Annotated in this window: 15 protein-coding genes; 8 read left to right on the top strand and 7 right to left on the bottom strand. The window is 73.6% G+C overall.

The window, feature by feature from the left end; all coding sequences use genetic code 11:
* Positions 1 to 6: 6 nt before the first annotated feature.
* The 7 genes from rarD to ACZ6S8_RS11860 form a co-directional block, all read right to left on the bottom strand.
* Positions 7 to 951: an EamA family transporter RarD gene (gene rarD, locus ACZ6S8_RS11890; protein ID WP_469454719.1), complete on the bottom strand. Its 945-nt coding sequence runs from the start codon at positions 949 to 951 to the stop codon at positions 7 to 9.
* A gap of 157 nt (positions 952 to 1,108) precedes the next feature.
* Entirely contained in the window at positions 1,109 to 1,963 is an 855-nt protein-coding gene (locus ACZ6S8_RS11885) for an SDR family oxidoreductase (protein ID WP_469454718.1), read from the bottom strand.
* A 202-nt stretch (positions 1,964 to 2,165) separates the two neighbouring features.
* Positions 2,166 to 3,263 (bottom strand): 2-oxoacid:ferredoxin oxidoreductase subunit beta, encoded by a 1,098-nt coding sequence (locus ACZ6S8_RS11880; RefSeq protein WP_469454716.1) that lies wholly within the window; start codon positions 3,261 to 3,263, stop codon positions 2,166 to 2,168.
* On the bottom strand, positions 3,256 to 5,199 hold the full coding sequence (locus ACZ6S8_RS11875) for a 2-oxoacid:acceptor oxidoreductase subunit alpha (protein ID WP_469454714.1): 1,944 nt from the start codon (positions 5,197 to 5,199) through the stop codon (positions 3,256 to 3,258). The genes ACZ6S8_RS11880 and ACZ6S8_RS11875 overlap by 8 nt, the downstream gene beginning before the upstream one ends.
* A gap of 151 nt (positions 5,200 to 5,350) precedes the next feature.
* Positions 5,351 to 6,010 carry a response regulator transcription factor gene (locus ACZ6S8_RS11870; protein ID WP_469454919.1) on the bottom strand — a complete coding sequence of 220 codons (660 nt, stop codon included), beginning with the start codon at positions 6,008 to 6,010 and terminating at the stop codon, positions 5,351 to 5,353.
* Between the two features lie 219 nt (positions 6,011 to 6,229).
* Positions 6,230 to 7,537 (bottom strand): sensor histidine kinase, encoded by a 1,308-nt coding sequence (locus tag ACZ6S8_RS11865; protein ID WP_469454713.1) that lies wholly within the window; start codon positions 7,535 to 7,537, stop codon positions 6,230 to 6,232.
* 367 nt (positions 7,538 to 7,904) lie between these two features.
* Positions 7,905 to 9,113: a sensor histidine kinase gene (locus tag ACZ6S8_RS11860; protein ID WP_469454712.1), complete on the bottom strand. Its 1,209-nt coding sequence runs from the start codon at positions 9,111 to 9,113 to the stop codon at positions 7,905 to 7,907.
* Between the two features lie 146 nt (positions 9,114 to 9,259).
* Between ACZ6S8_RS11860 and ACZ6S8_RS11855 the strand changes: the two genes are divergently transcribed.
* Genes ACZ6S8_RS11855 through ACZ6S8_RS11820 form a run of 8 tightly spaced genes read left to right on the top strand, consistent with a single transcriptional unit; the run spans position 9,260 to position 17,013 of the window.
* On the top strand, positions 9,260 to 9,667 hold the full coding sequence (locus tag ACZ6S8_RS11855) for an NADH-quinone oxidoreductase subunit A (protein ID WP_469454710.1): 408 nt from the start codon (positions 9,260 to 9,262) through the stop codon (positions 9,665 to 9,667).
* Positions 9,658 to 10,248, top strand: a complete 591-nt coding sequence (locus ACZ6S8_RS11850) for an NADH-quinone oxidoreductase subunit B (RefSeq protein ID WP_351275544.1) — start codon at positions 9,658 to 9,660, stop codon at positions 10,246 to 10,248. The genes ACZ6S8_RS11855 and ACZ6S8_RS11850 overlap by 10 nt, the downstream gene beginning before the upstream one ends.
* Entirely contained in the window at positions 10,245 to 11,729 is a 1,485-nt protein-coding gene (locus tag ACZ6S8_RS11845; RefSeq protein ID WP_469454708.1) for an NADH-quinone oxidoreductase subunit C, read from the top strand. The genes ACZ6S8_RS11850 and ACZ6S8_RS11845 overlap by 4 nt, the downstream gene beginning before the upstream one ends.
* Positions 11,726 to 12,694: a complex I subunit 1/NuoH family protein gene (locus tag ACZ6S8_RS11840; protein ID WP_469454707.1), complete on the top strand. Its 969-nt coding sequence runs from the start codon at positions 11,726 to 11,728 to the stop codon at positions 12,692 to 12,694. The genes ACZ6S8_RS11845 and ACZ6S8_RS11840 overlap by 4 nt, the downstream gene beginning before the upstream one ends.
* Positions 12,694 to 13,845 (top strand): NuoI/complex I 23 kDa subunit family protein, encoded by a 1,152-nt coding sequence (locus ACZ6S8_RS11835; RefSeq protein ID WP_469454706.1) that lies wholly within the window; start codon positions 12,694 to 12,696, stop codon positions 13,843 to 13,845. The genes ACZ6S8_RS11840 and ACZ6S8_RS11835 overlap by 1 nt, the downstream gene beginning before the upstream one ends.
* Positions 13,845 to 14,543: an NADH-quinone oxidoreductase subunit J family protein gene (locus tag ACZ6S8_RS11830; RefSeq protein WP_469454704.1), complete on the top strand. Its 699-nt coding sequence runs from the start codon at positions 13,845 to 13,847 to the stop codon at positions 14,541 to 14,543. Before ACZ6S8_RS11835 ends, ACZ6S8_RS11830 begins: the two co-directional genes overlap by 1 nt.
* A complete protein-coding gene (gene nuoK / locus ACZ6S8_RS11825) occupies positions 14,543 to 14,920 on the top strand; it encodes an NADH-quinone oxidoreductase subunit NuoK (RefSeq protein ID WP_469454702.1) in 378 nt (125 codons plus the stop codon). Before ACZ6S8_RS11830 ends, nuoK begins: the two co-directional genes overlap by 1 nt.
* Complete coding sequence (locus ACZ6S8_RS11820) at positions 14,917 to 17,013, top strand: NADH-quinone oxidoreductase subunit 5 family protein (RefSeq protein ID WP_469454701.1); 2,097 nt, start codon at positions 14,917 to 14,919, stop codon at positions 17,011 to 17,013. Before nuoK ends, ACZ6S8_RS11820 begins: the two co-directional genes overlap by 4 nt.
* Positions 17,014 to 17,049: the final 36 nt, after the last annotated feature.

Genomic DNA, 17,049 nt, shown 5'->3' with positions numbered 1-17,049 from the left:
GTGCGGTTACGCCGGTTCGCGGGCCGGCGCCGCCACGGCGACGGGGGTGACGTCCAGCCGTATCCGCGAACGCCGGGCCGTGCGCAGCGCGTCCCAGGTCAGCAGGGCGAGCGCCGCCCACACCAGGGTGAATCCGGCCCAGCGCTCGGGCGGCATGGCCTCGTGGAAATAGAGGACGCCGAGCCCGAACTGGAACACCGGGGCCATGTACTGGAGCAGGCCGAGGGTCGACAGCGGGACCCGGATCGCGGCCGCCCCGAAGAGCACCAGCGGGATCGCGGTGACCAGCCCGGTGGCGGCGAGCAGCACCGTGTGCCCGGTCCCGTGCGAGGCGAAGGTGGACCGGCCCTGCGCGCCCAGCCAGACCAGGTAGCCGAGGGCGGGCAGGAACAGCACGGCCGTCTCGGCGGCGAGGGACTCCAGGCCGCCCATGTTGAGCTTCTTCTTGATCAGTCCGTACGTCGCGAAGGAGAACGCCAGGGTCAGGGAGATCCACGGCGGGCGCCCGTATCCGACGGCGAGCACCAGCACGGCGACGACGGTGATCGCGACCGCCGCCCACTGCGCGCGGCGCAGCCGCTCGCCGAGCACCAGCACCCCGATCGCGATGCTGACCAGCGGATTGATGAAGTATCCGAGGCTCGCCTCGACGACGTGGCCGCTGTTGACGGACCAGATGTACAGGCCCCAGTTCACGGTGATGACCGAGGCGGCCAGCGTCGTCAGGAGGAGCTTGCGCGGCCGGCGGAGCAGCTCCCGTATCCAGCCCCAGCGCCGCAGCGCGAGCAGGGCGATCCCGACCACGGCGAGGGACCACACCATGCGGTGGGCGAGGATCTCGACCGCGCCGGCGGGCTTGAGCAGCGGCCAGAAGAGGGGGACCAGCCCCCACAGTCCGTATGCGGCGAAGCCGCTGAGCAAACCCGTGCGCTGCTCGGTCCGTGGCTTCACGGGTCCTCCTGTGCGATTTCCGGCCAACCTCACGACGGTAGCGCCGCACGCGCCGGATGTCATGCCCGTATCGGCAGGAGACTCATGACAGGCGGGGGTCCGCCGCGCCCGGCCGGGGCCCTCGGGAGTCTGGCCGGGACCCGGGCCGGGAGCGGGGTCAGGCCAGGGCCGTGCGCACGGCCTCGGCCAGCGGGGTCGTCGGCCGCCCGATCAGGCGGGCCAGGTCCCCGGAGGTGTCCGCCAGGCGGCCGCGCGCGATCGCCGCGTCCACGTCGACGAGGATCGCCGCGAACGGCTCGGGCGCCCCTGCGCCGGTCAGGACCGCCAGGTGTTCGGCGGCCGGGACCGCGGTGTACGTGATCTCCCGGCCCGTCTGCGCCGACAGCTCCGCGGCGTACTCCGCCAGGCTCCAGGCGGTGTCCCCGGAGAGCTCGTAGGCCCGGTTCAGGTGGCCCTCGCCGGTCAGCACCACGGCCGCGGCGGCGGCGTAGTCGGCGCGCGCCGCCGAGGCGATCCGGCCCTCGCCCGCGCTGGCGAGGACGGTGCCCCGCTCCAGGGCGGCGGCCAGCTGACCGGTGTAGTTCTCGTGGTACCAGCCGTTGCGCAGGAAGGTGTACGGCACTCCCGAGTCGAGAATGGCCCGCTCGGTGGCCCGGTGCTCGGCGGCCAGGTCGAAGTCCGCCTCGGGGCCGCCGAGGACGCCGGTGTAGGCGAGCTGCGCCACGCCCGCGGCCCGGGCGGCGTCGAGCACGGCGGTGTGCTGGGCGGTACGGCGCCCGATCTCGTTGCCGGAGACGAGCAGCACCCGGTCGCCGGCCCGGAAGGCGGCCGCCAGGGCGGCGGGGTCGTCGTAGTCGGCGACGCGGACGTCCACGCCGCGCGCGGCGAGACCGGCGGCCTTCGCGGGGTCGCGGACGACGGCGGCGACCTGGTCGGCGGGGACGCGGGCCAGCAGTTCCTCGATGACGAGACGGCCGAGGGATCCGGTGGCTCCGGTGACGACGATGCTCATGGGTGCTCTCCTCGTAGGGCGGGGCGGTAGTAACCACCCTACGGTAAGCGCTAACTTTTCGAAAGTGCTCGGCTGGTTCCGATCGGTCCCGCAGCGTGAGCCCTGCGGTCCGGGGGCCCGTGACGCGCCGGGGGCCCGTGACGCACCGGGGCCCGGACCTCCGCTGCGGGAGGGCCGGGCCCCGGTGCGTACGCCGTACGGGTCAGCCGACGACGGTCCAGGTGTCGTTGCCGGCCAGCAGGGCGCCGAGGTCGCCCTTGCCGCTCCGGTCGACGGCCGCGTCGAGCTGCTCGGCCATGAGGGTGTCGTAGACCGGCCGCTCGACGCTGCGGAAGACCCCGATGGGGGTGTGGTGCAGCGTGTCGGGGTCGGCCAGCCGCGACAGCGCGAACGCGTGCGTGGGGCTGGTGCCGCTCGCGTCGTGCACCAGGATCCGTCCCTCGTTCTCCGGGGTCACGGCGACCACCTCCAGGTCTCCGGTGGCCGGGTCGCGGACCACGCCCTTGGCCCCGTCGGCGCCGAACCGGATCGGCTTCCCGTGCTCCAGCCGGATCACGGCCTCCTCGGCCCGGTCCTTGTCCTTCAGGACCTCGAAGGCGCCGTCGTTGAAGATGTTGCAGTTCTGGTAGATCTCCACCAGCGCCGTGCCCTGGTGGTCAGCCGCCTGGCGCAGCACCTCGGTCAGGTGCTTGCGGTCGGAGTCGACGGTGCGGGCGACGAACGTGGCCTCCGCCCCGATCGCGAGGGACACCGGGTTGAAGGGCGCGTCGAGCGAGCCCATCGGGGTCGACTTGGTGATCTTGCCGACCTCGGAGGTGGGGGAGTACTGCCCCTTCGTCAGACCGTAGATCCGGTTGTTGAACAGCAGGATCTTGAGGTTGACGTTGCGCCGCAGCGCGTGGATCAGGTGGTTGCCGCCGATGGAGAGGGCGTCACCGTCTCCTGTCACCACCCACACCGACAGGTCGCGGCGCGAGGTGGCCAGCCCGGTCGCGATGGCCGGGGCGCGGCCGTGGATGGAGTGCATCCCGTAGGTGTTCATGTAGTACGGGAAGCGGGAGGAGCAGCCGATGCCGGAGACGAAGACGATGTTCTCCTTCGCCAGCCCCAGCTCGGGCATGAAGCCCTGCACGGCGGCGAGGACCGCGTAGTCCCCGCAGCCCGGGCACCAGCGGACCTCCTGGTCGGACTTGAAGTCCTTCATGGACTGCTTCGCCTCGGCCTTCGGCACGAGGGACAGCAGGGTCTGCGGTGGCGTCGGCGTCGGTGTCGGATGGGGGGCGTCGGTCACCTCAGTCATTGATGGCCTCCTCGAGGACCGTCGCGAGCTGCTCCGCCTTGAACGGCATTCCGTTGACCTGGTTGTACGACTGGGCGTCGACCAGGTATTTCGCCCGGATCAGGGTGGCGAGCTGTCCGAGGTTCATCTCCGGCACCACGACCTTGTCGTAACGCCCCAGGACCTCGCCCAGATTCCCCGGGAAGGGGTTCAGGTGGCGCAGGTGGGCCTGGGCGACGGGCCGGCCGGCCACGCGCAGCCGGCGGACGGCCGCGGTGATCGGGCCGTACGTCGAGCCCCAGCCGAGGACGAGCGTGCGCGCCCCGTCCGGGTCGTCGACGTCCAGGTCGGGGACGGCGATGCCGTCGATCTTGGCCTGGCGGGTACGGACCATCAGGTCGTGGTTGGCCGGGTCGTACGAGATGTTGCCGGTGCCGTCCTGCTTCTCGATCCCGCCGATGCGGTGTTCGAGGCCGGGAGTGCCGGGCACGGCCCAGGGGCGGGCCAGGGTCTGCGGGTCGCGCTTGTACGGCCAGAACACCTCGGTGCCGTCGGCCAGCTCGTGGTTGGGCCCGGTGGCGAACGGCACCTTCAGGTCCGGGAGGTCGTCGACGTCCGGGATCTTCCAGGGCTCCGAGCCGTTGGCGAGGTAGCCGTCGGAGAGCAGGAACACCGGCGTCCGGTAGGCGAGCGCGATCCGGGCCGCGTCGAGGGCGGCGTCGAAGCAGTCCGCCGGGGTGCGCGGGGCCACGATCGGGACCGGGGCCTCGCCGTTGCGCCCGTACATGGCCTGGAGCAGGTCGGCCTGCTCGGTCTTGGTCGGCAGGCCCGTGGACGGGCCGCCGCGCTGGATGTCCACGACCAGCAGCGGCAGTTCCAGGGAGACCGCGAGTCCGATCGCCTCCGACTTCAGGGCCACGCCCGGCCCGGAGGTGGTCGTCACGGCGAGCGCGCCGCCGAAGGCCGCCCCCAGGGCGGCGCCGATGCCGGCGATCTCGTCCTCGGCCTGGAAGGTCCGTACGCCGAAGTTCTTGTGCCGGCTCAGCTCGTGCAGGATGTCGGAGGCCGGCGTGATCGGGTACGAGCCCAGGTAGAGCGGCAGATCGGCCTGGCGTCCGGCCGCGATCAGCCCGTAGGACAGGGCCAGGTTCCCCGAGATGTTGCGGTAGGTGCCCGTCGGGAAGGCGCGGGTGGCGGGCGCGACCTCGTAGGAGACCGCGAAGTCCTCGGTGGTCTCGCCGAAGTTCCAGCCCGCCCGGAAGGCGGCGACGTTGGCCTCCGCGATCTCCGGCTTCTTCGCGAACTTCTGCCGCAGGAAGCTCTCGGTCCCCTCGGTGGGCCGGTGGTACATCCACGACAGCAGGCCCAGCGCGAACATGTTCTTGCTGCGCTCGGCCTCCTTGCGGGAGAGCCCGAACTCCTTCAGCGCCTCGACCGTGAGGGTCGTCAGCGGCACGGGGTGGAGGTTGTAGGCGTCGAGGGAGCCGTCGTCGAGGGGGGAGGTGTCGTAGCCCACCTTGGCCATGGGGCGCTTGGTGAACTCGTCGGTGTTGACGATGATCTCCGCGCCGCGCGGCACGTCCCCGATGTTCGCCTTCAGGGCCGCGGGGTTCATCGCGACCAGCACGTTCGGCGCGTCACCGGGCGTCAGGATGTCGTGGTCGGCGAAGTGGAGCTGGAAGGAGGACACGCCCGGAAGGGTTCCGGCGGGGGCGCGGATCTCGGCGGGGAAGTTCGGGAGCGTCGAAAGGTCGTTTCCGAACGACGCCGTCTCCGAGGTGAACCGGTCGCCGGTGAGCTGCATGCCGTCACCCGAGTCGCCCGCGAACCTGATGATCACACGATCGAGGCGGCGTACTTCCTTGCCGCCCGGACCCGCCGGAGCGCGCTGTCCGCCGACAACCGCATCCCCGGCCCCGTCGGCCTGCTCGGCCGGGCTGCTGACCTGGCTGGTCACTGAACTGGACCTCCTTCGAGGCGTGGGCACCCCCGGGATCCACCCTACGTCCGTAGGAGTGCACTCCCCTGGAGCGGCCACATTCTGGACCGTCGGACCGTACCTTGAGACGACCCGGCCGGTATGCCATATCTGACAGAGTGTCAGTCGATCAAGACTTCAGATAGGTGAGAACGGCCAGTACACGCCGGTGATCCCCGTCACTCGGCGACAGGCCCAGCTTCATGAAGATGTTGCTGACGTGCTTCTCCACCGCGCCGTCGCTCACGACCAGCTGTTTGGCCACGGCGGAATTGGTGCGTCCCTCGGCCATCAGCCCCAGTACCTCGCGCTCCCGCGGCGTCAGCCCCGCCAGCACGTCCTGCTTGCGGCTGCGGCCCAGCAGCTGCGCGACGACCTCGGGGTCCAGGGCGGTACCGCCCCGGGCCACCCGCACCACCGCGTCGAGGAACTCCCGCACGTCGGCCACCCGGTCCTTGAGCAGGTACCCCACCCCGGTGGAGGAACCGGCCAGCAGTTCGGTGGCGTACTGCTCCTCCACGTACTGCGACAGCACGAGCACGCCCATGCCCGGGTGGTCGCGCCGCAGCCGGACCGCCGCCCGTACGCCCTCGTCGGTGTGCGTCGGCGGCATCCGCACGTCGGCCACCACCACGTCCGGCAGCGCGTTCTCCGCGGCCAGCTCGTCCACCGTCTTGATCAGGGCCTCGGCGTCCCCGACGCCGGCGACGACGTCGTGCCCCCGGTCGGTCAGCAGACGGGTCAGGCCCTCCCTCAGCAGCACCGAATCCTCGGCGATGACCACCCGCACCCTGTCTTCCACGATTCAGCAGCTCCCGCGTCCACTCGTACCCGCACCACCCGGCTCAGCCAAGCATCCCAGCCTCAAGCCCGGATAAAGGCAGAGCCGGGACAACGGGTGCGCGTACGGGGGGAGTTTTCACATGCGGAGGCACCGCACGCGACCCCGCCCCGCCCCGCCGGGCGGCGGGCGGGGCGGGGGTTCACGACCGCCGGGGGCGCGCCGGGGTCACCGCCAGGGAAGCTCCGCGGTCACCGTCGTGCCGCCGTCCGCGGGCGAGTCGACCACCAGGACGCCGTCCACCGCGTCCAGCCGCTCGCAGAGGCCCGCCAGTCCCGTCCCGGACGCCGGGTCCGCGCCGCCCCGGCCGTCGTCGGAGACCTGGATCAGCAGCCGCTCCCCGGACTTCCACACGTCCACCGAGGCCGCCCGGGCCGAGGCGTGCTTGCTGATGTTCTGCAGCAGCTCCGAGACCGTGAAGTACGCGATCCCCTCGATCGCCGCCGCGGGCCGCGCCGGCAGCTCCACGGCCACCCGCACCGGAACCGCGCACCGCGAGGCCACCGACGACAGCGCCGCGTCCAGGCCCCGGTCGGTCAGCACGGCCGGATGGATCCCGCGGGCCAGGTCGCGCAGCTCCCGCAGGGCGGTCTTCACCTCGCCGTGGGCCTCGTCCACCATCCGCGCCGCGGCCTGCGGGTCCTGCGCCAGCTTCTCCTTCGCCAGACCCAGGTCCATGGCCAGCGCCGCCAGCCGGGCCTGTGCCCCGTCGTGCAGGTCCCGCTCGATGCGCCGCAGGTCGGCCGCGGCGGTGTCCACGACCACGCCCCGGTCCGACTCCAGCTCGACGACCCGGGTGTCCAGCCGGGACGGCCCGAGCAGCCCGCCGACCAGCACCCGGTCGACGGTGGTCAGGGCCCGGAACACCCACGGGGTGGCGAGCGTGAACACCAGCCCGACCAGCGAGGTCAGGACGATCGCGGCGGGGGAGTCGAGGTAGTAGACGTGGTCGCCGTTCTGGAACAGCTGCAGACCGGGCTCGTCGGTGAAGGCCGGGATCACCCAGAACCACAGCGGGTACAGCAGGTAGGTCCAGCCGACCGCCCAGAACACCAGTGCCACCACGAACCCGAACACCGCCCACGGGAAGTGGACCAGGCAGTACAGCGCGTGCCGCCAGGCGCTCCCGCTCTTGAGCAGCGCGCCCATCGCGGACAGCGCCCCGCTCTTCTTCGCCCGGACCGGCGCGGGATCGGCGACCGCCACCCCGAGCAGGGTGCGCACCCGCGCCCGCTCCAGGTGCCCGAACCCGCGGCACATGGCCAGTACGCCCGCCAGGACCGGGATGCCGAGGAAGGTGACGAGCAGCCCGGCGCCGAGGCTCACCCCGGTGACCGCCAGCGAGAAGTACAGGACGCTCAGCGGCATCCCGGTCAGCAGGTACCCGAACTCGCGCCAGGTCCGTGCCGCGAGCGGAGCCCGCAGCACCACGCCGAACCCCCCGCCCGTGCCGCCGCCGCCCTCGCCGTTGCCCATGATCCCGACCCGCCCTCTCCGTCGAACCGCCCGTGTCTCTCCGATGCCTCCAGCCTGCCGCCCGGGACCCCGCCGAACCATGCGGTGGGTGGGCCTCTCCACCGGGGGGATAACCCCACCCCGGGGGCTGCGGCCGGCCCTCGGCCGGCCGGCGGGCCCGCCGTTCACGGAGGCGGCGTTCGCGGGGGCAGCCGTTCCCGGGGGCGGCGCGCCGCCGCGGCGGGAACGCCGAAGGACCCCCGCCCACGCTCCGGACGGGAGTCCCACGGTCATGCGTACGGGTCGGCGGCGGCGGCCGGGCGCGGCAGGGGCGTTCCGCCGCCCCGCGCCCGCCCCGCCCCCGGCCCGGTCGGTGCGCCCGCCCCGGTCAGTGCGCCCGGACCGGCGGTTCCGGCGCGGCGGCCCGGTCCCGCCACGGCAGTTCCGCCGTGACCACCGTGCCCGCGCCCTCGGGGGAGTCCACGACGAACACCCCGTCCACCGCCTCCAGCCGCTCCGCGAGCCCCGCCATGCCCGTACCGCCGGCCGGCCGGGCCCCGCCGCGCCCGTCGTCCGAGACCCGGATCAGCAGCCGCGCCCCGGACTTCCAGACCTCAACGCCCGCACTCCGCGCCCCCGCGTGCTTGCTGACGTTCTGCAGCAGCTCCGACACCACGAAGTACGCGATCCCCTCGATCGCCTCCGCCGGCCGCGCCGGCAGGTCCACCGCCACCTTCACCGGCACCAGGCACCGGGAGGCCACCGACGACAGCGCCGCGTCCAGCCCCCGGTCGGTCAGCACGGCCGGGTGGATCCCCCGCGCCAGGTCCCGCAGTTCGCGCAGCGCCAGCTTCACCTCGCCGTGGGCCTCGTCGACCATCGCCGCCGCGCCCTCCGGGTCCTCCAGCAGCTTCTCCTTCGCCAGGCCGAGCCCCATCGCCAGCGCCACCAGCCGCGCCTGCGCCCCGTCGTGCAGGTCCCGCTCGATGCGCCGCAGGTCGGCCGCCGCCGTGTCCACGACGACCCCCCGGTCGGACTCCAGCTCCGCGATCCGCCGCTCCAGCTCGTCGGAGCGCGAGAGCAGCCCCCGCACCATCGCCCGGTCCGCGTTCGCCAGCCCCCGCACCACGTACGGCAGCACCGGCCACAGCACGAACAGCCCGGTCAGCACGACGGTGAAGGTCAGCACCCCCCACGGCAGCCGGATCAGCTCGTACAGCACCGTCCGCCAGGCCACCGGGTCCTTGAGCGTCGTCCACAGCCAGGGGAAGAAGCCGCCGGTCCGCTTCGGCCCGGGGAGCGGACTCGGTTCCTCCACCCGCACCCCGAGCAGCACCCGGGCCCGGGCCCGCTCCAGCCGTCCCAGCTGCCGGGACAGGAAGAGTCCGCCGGCGAGCAGCGGGAGCCCGACCGCGGTCACGGACAGGCCGCCCGAGACGCTGACCATGACCACCGTGTAGACGAAACCGACCAGCGCCACCGGCAGGTTGCCCAGCAGGTGCGCGATCTCCTTCCACGTCACGGCGTCGAAGGCGGGGCGTACGGGCGGCGGACGGTCGTCGCCGGCGGTGTGGTTCGTCAGATCGCTCGCGGTCATGCGGCACAGCCTGCCAAGCGGCCCCCGCCGATGCCATGGGGTGGCCGGGGTGCTGTGAACGGGGGATAACCCCACCCCGCGGAAGGCAGGCCCTAGACTCCCGTCCGTAACAGATCGTCGACAGCGGCCGAGGAGCGAAGACGGACGTGCCCGAACCAACGGTATCGACCGTGACCGTGCTCGCAGCGGACTACTTCCGGAGTTATTCGGTCGTCGGCCTGCTTGCCGTCCTCGGTGTGCTCTTCGTGACCGTGGCCTTCACCGCGAACCGCCTGCTGCGGCCGAACGTGCCCACCCCCGAGAAGCTGCTGACGTACGAGTGCGGCGTCGACCCGGTCGGCGAGGGCTGGGCCCACACCCAGGTCCGCTACTACGTCTACGCGTTCCTCTACGTCATCTTCGCCGTCGACTCGATCTTCCTGTTCCCCTGGGCGACCGTGTTCGCCGCCGCCGGCTACGGCGCCACGACGCTCGTGGAGATGTTCGTCTTCCTGGGCTTCCTGGCCGTCGGCCTGCTCTACGCGTACAAGAAGGGCGTCCTCGAATGGACGTGACACCGGCCCGGCCGGAGCTGCTCCCCGAGCCGAAGCGGCTCGGCGTGCTCTCCCGCCTCGCCCCCGAGCCCATGAAGGTGGTCCTGAACTGGGGCCGCCGCTACAGCCTGTGGGTCTTCAACTTCGGCCTCGCCTGCTGCGCGATCGAGTTCATCGCCGCGTCGATGGCCCGGCACGACTTCATCCGCCTGGGCGTCATCCCCTTCGCGCCGGGGCCCCGCCAGGCAGACCTCATGATCGTCTCGGGCACCGTCACCGACAAGATGGCCCCGGCCGTCAAGCGGCTGTACGAGCAGATGCCGGAGCCGAAGTACGTCATCTCCTTCGGCGCCTGCTCCAACTGCGGCGGCCCGTACTGGGACTCGTACTCGGTGACCAAGGGCGTCGACCAGATCATCCCCGTCGACGTCTACGTACCGGGCTGCCCGCCGCGCCCCGAGGCGCTCCTCCAGGGCATCCTCAAGCTCCAGGAGAAGATCGCCCGCGAGTCCCTGGCGGAGCGCTACGCGCAGGCCCCGTCCGTCGGGCAGCTCACCAGCGGCCTGGTCACGCCCCCGCCCGCCCCGGGAGCCGGCGCGTGAACCTCTACGACTCCCTGCCCGACGCGGCGTCCACGGTCTTCGGCGAGGAGGCGGTGGGCTCCTACGCGTACGAGGTCCTGACGGTCGACGTCCCCCTCGGCTCCTGGATCCCCTCCCTCGAAATCGCCCGGGACAAGCTGGGCTGCACGTACTTCGACTGGCTGAGCGCGGTCGACGAGCCGGGCACCGGCTTCCGGATCTGCGCGCACGTGGTCTCCCTGGAGAACCACCGCGTACGCCGCCTGCTGCTGCGCACCACCGTCCCGCACACGGCGCCGAAGCTGGCCTCCGCCGTCGCCGTCTACGCGGGGGCGGAATGGCACGAGCGCGAGACCTTCGAGATGTTCGGGGTGGTCTTCACCGACCACCCGCACCTGGTTCCGCTCCTCCTCCCGGAGAACTTCGAAGGGCACCCGCTGCGCAAGGACTTCGTCCTGGCGGCGCGCGTCGCCAAGGCCTGGCCGGGCGCCAAGGAGCCGGGCGAGGGCGCCGACCCCGACGGCCCCAAGCGCCGCCAGATGCTTCCGCCGGGCGTACCGGACCCCAACGACTGGGGCCCGATGAAGGGCCAGCTCCCGCCGGCTCCTGCCCGCCCGGCCCGCGGCGCCCGCGCCGCCGGTGCGGCCGGCGCCGCCGCCCGCGAGGGCGCCCCGGCCCGCCGCACCCGCCCGCCCGCCGCGGGCTCGGCGGAAACCCGCGGGGCTGCTGCCGCCGGGGCGACCGCCCCGGGCACGGCGACGGCTCCTGGGGCGGCGACGGCCCCGGGCGCGGCTACGGCTCCTGGGGCGGCGACGGCCCCGGGCGCGGCTACGGCCCCCGGCGGTGACCCGGCCGCTGGGACGGTGCCGGCCTCTGACGCGGCGCCGACCGGGCCCGCCGCCGACGCGGCGGCGCGCCCGCCCCGGCGTTCCCGCTCGGTCGCGGACGGCTCGGCGAGCCAGGCCGCTGCGGCGCCCGCCTCCGCTCCCGATGCGGCGCGCCCGCCCCGGCGCTCCCGCTCGGCGGGCGACGGCTCGGTGAGCCAGGCCGCCCCCGGCACGGAGCCCCCGAGGCGGTCGGCGCCGCGGAGCACGGACGCCCCCTGGCACGACCCGAAGCCCGCCTTCGCGGAGCCGCCGGCCGACCCGGCCCGCGCCACCGACCCGGCGCGGCCCGGCGAAGCCCCGGCGGACGAAGCCCCGGCGGGCGACGTTCCGGCGGGCGACGTTCCGTCCGACCCGGCACCGGCCGATCCGGCACCGGCCGATCCGGCACCGGCCGTTTCGGCACCGGCCGTTTCGGCACCGGCCGTTTCGGCACCGTCCGCCGCGCCGCGGACCGAGGCCCCGGACGGGGACGGGGACGGCGCCGAGGACGGGGCCACCGCCCCGCGCCGCTCCGCCCCGGCCGAGCCCCCGGCGGCAACGGACCCCGCCGCGGCCGACGGCACGTCACCCCGTACCGAACCCGACCCCACCCCCGACAACGGAGGCGACGCGTGAACGACGTCCTCGACGTCGCCCTGCGGCTGATCGTCGTCTTCGCCGTCTTCCTCGTGCTCCCGCTCGTCGTCGGGCAGGCCGAGCACAAGGTGATGGCCCACATGCAGGGCCGGCTCGGCCCCATGTACGCCGGCGGCTTCCACGGCTGGGCCCAGCTCGTCGCCGACGGCGTGAAGTTCGCGCAGAAGGAAGACATCGTCCCGGCCTCCGCCGACCGCCGGATCTTCCAACTGGCACCCGCCGTCGCCCTGCTCCCGTACCTCCTCGTCCTCCTCGTCATCCCCATCGGGCCGGGCGAGGGCGCGGTCGGCCAGGTCGTCGACGCGGGGCTGTTCTTCGCCCTCGCCGTCATGGGCGTCGGGGTCCTCGGCTCCCTCATGGCGGGCTGGGCCTCCGCCAACAAGTTCTCCCTGCTCGGCGGCCTCCGCACCGCGGCCCAGCTGCTCGCCTACGAGCTCCCCATGCTGCTCGCCGCCGCCTCCGTCGCCATGGCCGCCGGGACGGTCTCCGTCCCCGGCATCGTCGAGGCCTTCGAGTGGTGGTGGCTGCCCTGGCAGATCGTCGGCGCGCTCGTCTTCTTCGTCGCCGGCCTGGCCGAACTGCAGCGGCCCCCCTTCGACATGCCCGTCGCCGACTCCGAGATCATCTTCGGCGCGTACACCGAGTACACCGGCCTGCGCTTCGCGCTGTTCCTCCTCGCCGAGTACGCCGGCATCGTCGTCCTCTGCGGCCTCACCACCGTCCTCTTCCTCGGCGGCTGGCACGGACCCTTCGGCGCCGAGAGCCTCGGCTGGGTCTGGACGCTGCTCAAGGTCGCGGTCCTGGCGTTCCTCGTGATCTGGCTCCGGGTCAGCTACCCGCGCCTGCGCGAGGACCAGCTCCAGAAACTCGCCTGGACCGTACTCATCCCCCTCGCGCTCGCCCAGATCGCGCTCACCGGCATCGTGAAGGTGGCGATCAACTGATGCCCATCCCCGGATCCGGCCTCGCCAAGGGCCTGGCCGTGACGCTGCGCACGATGACGAAGCGCTCGCACACCGCCCAGTACCCCGAGGTGCAGCCCGAACTGCCGCCCCGTTCGCGCGGGGTCATCGGCCTGTTCGAGGAGAACTGCACGGTCTGCATGCTGTGCGCCCGCGAGTGCCCCGACTGGTGCATCTACATCGACTCCCACAAGGAGACGGTGCCGGCCTCCACCCCCGGTGGCCGCGAGCGCAGCCGCAACGTCCTCGACCGCTTCGCCATCGACTTCTCCCTCTGCATGTACTGCGGCATCTGCATCGAGGTGTGCCCCTTCGACGCCCTGTTCTGGTCGCCGGAGTTCGAGTACGCGGAGACCGACATCCACGAGCTGACCCACGAGCGGGACAAGCTCCGCGAGTGGATGTGGACCGTCCCGGCGCCGCCGGCGCTGGACCCGGCGGCCGAGGAGCCGAAGGAACTCGCGGCCGCCCGCAAGGCGGTGGAGAAGGCCGAAGCCGCCGCCACCCCCGCCACCCCCACCCCGGGCACCTACCCCTCCACCCCAGCCCCCGGCACCGCCCCGGCCACCCCGGCACCGGGTGCACGCCGTACGGCTCCCGGCACGGACCCGGCCCCCGGCACGAGCCCCTCCGCCCCGGGCACCCCGGCACCGGGTACGGGCCCTGCGGCTCCCGGCACGGGCACCCCGGCACCGGGTACGGGCCCTGCGGCTCCCGGCACGGGCACCCCGGCACCTGGTACGAGCCCCGCGGCTCCCGGCACGGGCTCACCCGCTGCCAACCCCTCCGCCCCGGCACCCGAACCTGACGCCCCCGCCCCCGCGAGCGACTCCGCTCCCGGCGCTGGTCCGGGCACCCCGGCACCGGGTACCAGCCCCGCCGCCCCGGGCACCGGCTCCGCGCCTGGAACCGCTCCCGGCCCGGGGCCCGCCCCTGGAACCACCCCAGGCACGGGACCCGCACCCGAACCTGACGCCCCCGGCCCCGCGAGCGATTCCGCCCCCGGCCCGGCACCCGCGCCCGAGAGCGCCCCCGGCCAGGGATCCGGGACCGGCCCGGCCCCCGGCCAGGGAACCGGTACCGGATCCGACGCCCCCGATGACCCCGACGCCCCGGCGGGAGGTACCGCCTGATGTTCACCGCCCCCTTCGCGGCCGCAGCCGCCGCCGCCGTCGGCGCCACCACCGCGCCGGCCGTCCCCGCCGCCGCCCAGGCACCCGGTTTCCTGTCGCCGACCGGCGTCGAGATCGCCTTCGTCCTCGTCGGCCTCGCCACGCTCGGCGCGGCCCTCGTCACGGTCACCACCAAGCAGCTGGTGCACGCCGCCCTCTGGCTCGTCGTCGCCCTCGGCGGCATCGCCGTCGAGTACCTGCTGCTGACTGCCGAGTTCATCGCCTGGGTCCAGGTCCTGATCTACCTCGGCTCCGTGGTCGTCCTGCTCCTCTTCGGGCTGATGCTCACCAAGGCCCCCATCGGCCGCTCCCCGGACGCGGACTCCGGCAACCGGCCGGTCGCCCTCGGCGTCGCGGTCATCGCCGCCGTCGCACTCGTCTGGGTCGTCGTCGACGCCTTCCGGGCGACGTGGATCGACCTCGACGGCCCGGTCCAGGGCTCCACGAAGGTCTCCGGGGAGAGCCTCTTCCGGCACTGGGTGCTGCCCTTCGAGGCGCTGTCCGTCCTGCTCCTCGCGGCCCTCATCGGCGCCATCGTGCTGTCCCGCAAGAACGCCCCGGCCGAACCGGGCGAACCCGCCGAACCCGCCGGACCCGCCGAGCCCGCCGGCCCCGCCGCCACCCCGGCCGGACCGGGCGACAAGAAGGGCCGGCGCTGATGCACCTCGCCTACCCCGCCGTCCTCGCGGCGCTCCTCTTCTGCACCGGCCTGTACGGAGTCCTGGCCCGCCGCAACGCCATCCTGGTGCTGATGTCCGTCGAGCTGATGCTCAACGCCGTCAACCTCAACCTGGTGGCCTTCGACGTGTGGCTGCGCGACGCCCTGCACGCCGGCCAGGCCCTGACCCTGTTCACCATCGCCATCGCCGCCGCCGAGATCGGCATCGGCCTCGCGATCGTGCTGATGGTCTACCGCAACCGCGGCAGCTCGGACATCGACCGGCTGCGCGACACCGCCGAAGGACACGAGCCCGACCGGCCCGACACCGGCAACGCCGCCGGCACGGCCACCGCACGGCCGGAGGTCGCCGCGTGAGCACCACGACCCTCGCCGTACTCGTCCCCCTCCTGCCCTTCCTGGGCGCGGTGGCGGGACTGTTCGTCGGCCGCACCGCCCCCGGCTTCGTACGGCCCCTCGCCATCCTCCCCACCCTGGCCGCCGGCGTCCTGGCCGTGCTCGTCGCCCTCCGCCAGGGCGGCGGCCGGCCGATCGGCGCCGCGACCGAGCTGACCCCGACCGGCTCGGTGCCGATCGAGCTGTCTCTCTACCTCGACGGCTTCGCCGTGCTGGTCGCCGTCCTGGTCACGCTCGTCGCCACCTGCGTACAGCTCTACTCGACGGCGTACCTCCGCGAGGACCCGCGCTACCCCTCGTACGCGGCCCTGGTCTCCCTGTTCACCTCCGCCATGCTGCTCGTCGTCTACTCCGGCGACCTGATGGTGCTGCTCGTCGGCTGGGAAGTCATGGGCATCTGCTCGTACTTCCTCGTCGGCCACTACTGGGAGACCGAGGCGGCCCGCTCCGCCTCCCTGAAGGCCTTCCTCGTCACCAAGCTCGGCGACGTCCCCTTCCTGATCGGCCTGTTCGCGCTCGCCACCGACGCCGGTTCGTTCCAGATCACCAAGATCCTCGACACCGTCGCCACGGGCGGCCTCGACCACCCGACGCTGATCGCGCTGCTGCTCCTGGCCGGCGTCGCCGGCAAGTCCGCGCAGTTCCCGCTGCACACCTGGCTCCCCGACGCCATGGCGGGCCCGACCCCGGTCTCCGCGCTGATCCACGCCGCGACGATGGTGGCCGCCGGCGTGTACTTCGTCGCCCGCCTCCTGCCGGTCTTCGCGGCCTCCCGGGCCGCGCTGGTGGTCATGGCCGTCATGGCGGCCGTCACGATGATCGGCTCCGGCCTCGCCGCCCTCGCGCAGGACGACATCAAACGCGTCCTCGCCTATTCCACGATCGGCCAGCTCGGCTACATGACCGGCGCCCTGGCCGTCGGCGACCGCGGAGCGGCCGTCTTCCACCTCCTGTCCCACGGCGCCTTCAAGGCGCTGCTGTTCCTCGGCGCGGGCGTGATCATCCACGCCGCCGGTACGAACTCCCTCGCCGCCATGTCGCGGACGAGCGGGCTCGCCCGGCGCATCCCCGACGCCTTCTGGACGATGACGATCGCGCTGCTCGCCCTCGCCGCCGTCCCGCCCTTCGCCGGCTTCTTCTCCAAGGAAGCCGTCCTCGTCGCCGCCGAGCACGCCGCCACCGGCCACTCGGAGTTCGCCCCCAGCGCCGCCGGCTGGCTGGTCCTGGTCGCCGGCGTACTGACCGCCCTGCTCACCGCCGCCTACGCCACCCGGCTGTGGCTCATGGCCTTCCGCGGCCGGGGCGCCGCCGCCCCCGACCACGGCAAGGAGCCCCTCGCCATGACCGGCGTGCTGTGGCTGCTGGCGATCCCCTCGGTCGGCTTCGGCCTCGCGGCGGGCTCCCTCGCCGACTGGTTCGACGGCGGGCAGCTCACCCCCACCCTGGCCACCTCGATCCTCGGCACGGGCGCCGCAGCCATCGGGGCGATGCTCACGTACGCCCTCTGGCAGCGCGCCACCGCCAAGGCCGCCACCGCGCCCGCCGCGATCGGCCCGGCGGCAGCGGCCGCAGCCGCCCCCACGGCCGCGACCGCAGACGGAACCGCCGCCGCCCCCGGGACCGCACAGCCCGCCGCCGTCGCCGCCACGGTGTCCGCCGCCACCGCAGCCGCCGAGTCCGCGGCCGAGACCCCCGAGGTCGCGGAGGTCGCCCACACGCACCCCGCCGTCCCCGCGGGCCCCGCTGCCGACCCCGGACGGGCCCTCCTCGGCCCGCTCCACCGCCACGCCGCCGACGGCTTCCACCTCGACGCCGTCTACGACCGGCTGTTCGTCCGCCCCGTCCGGGCGGCCGCGAGCCTCGTCCGCTTCCTCGACCGCGAGGTCGTGGACACGTACGTCCGCGGCGCGGGCACCGGCGCCCGGCTGCTCGGCGGCCTCGTCCGCCGCGCCCAGACCGGCAACGTGCAGAGCTACCTGAGCGCCCTGCTCGCCGGAGCCGTGGTCCTGGCGATCGCCACCGCCGTCCTCGCCAACGTCAACGCCGGATCGTGAGCCGTGAGTCAGCCGTGATTGATATCAGCCCGTCCG

It is taken from the genome of Streptomyces sp. NPDC048461, from assembly GCF_055587105.1.
Note: the sequence above shows the minus strand (reverse complement) of the source record. Positions and strands in the feature narration are given on the sequence as shown.

Excerpts from the sequence above, each read along its gene's own strand:
- ACZ6S8_RS11865 (WP_469454713.1), bottom strand. The coding sequence starts at position 7,537 with ATGGGCAACGGCGAGGGCGGCGGCGGCACGGGCGGGGGGTTCGGCGTG.
- nuoK (WP_469454702.1), top strand. The coding sequence starts at position 14,543 with ATGCACCTCGCCTACCCCGCCGTCCTCGCGGCGCTCCTCTTCTGCACC.
- ACZ6S8_RS11880 (WP_469454716.1), bottom strand. The coding sequence starts at position 3,263 with ATGACTGAGGTGACCGACGCCCCCCATCCGACACCGACGCCGACGCCA.
- ACZ6S8_RS11850 (WP_351275544.1), top strand. The coding sequence starts at position 9,658 with ATGGACGTGACACCGGCCCGGCCGGAGCTGCTCCCCGAGCCGAAGCGG.
- ACZ6S8_RS11830 (WP_469454704.1), top strand. The coding sequence starts at position 13,845 with ATGTTCACCGCCCCCTTCGCGGCCGCAGCCGCCGCCGCCGTCGGCGCC.
- ACZ6S8_RS11885 (WP_469454718.1), bottom strand. The coding sequence starts at position 1,963 with ATGAGCATCGTCGTCACCGGAGCCACCGGATCCCTCGGCCGTCTCGTC.
- ACZ6S8_RS11835 (WP_469454706.1), top strand. The coding sequence starts at position 12,694 with ATGCCCATCCCCGGATCCGGCCTCGCCAAGGGCCTGGCCGTGACGCTG.
- ACZ6S8_RS11860 (WP_469454712.1), bottom strand. The coding sequence starts at position 9,113 with ATGACCGCGAGCGATCTGACGAACCACACCGCCGGCGACGACCGTCCG.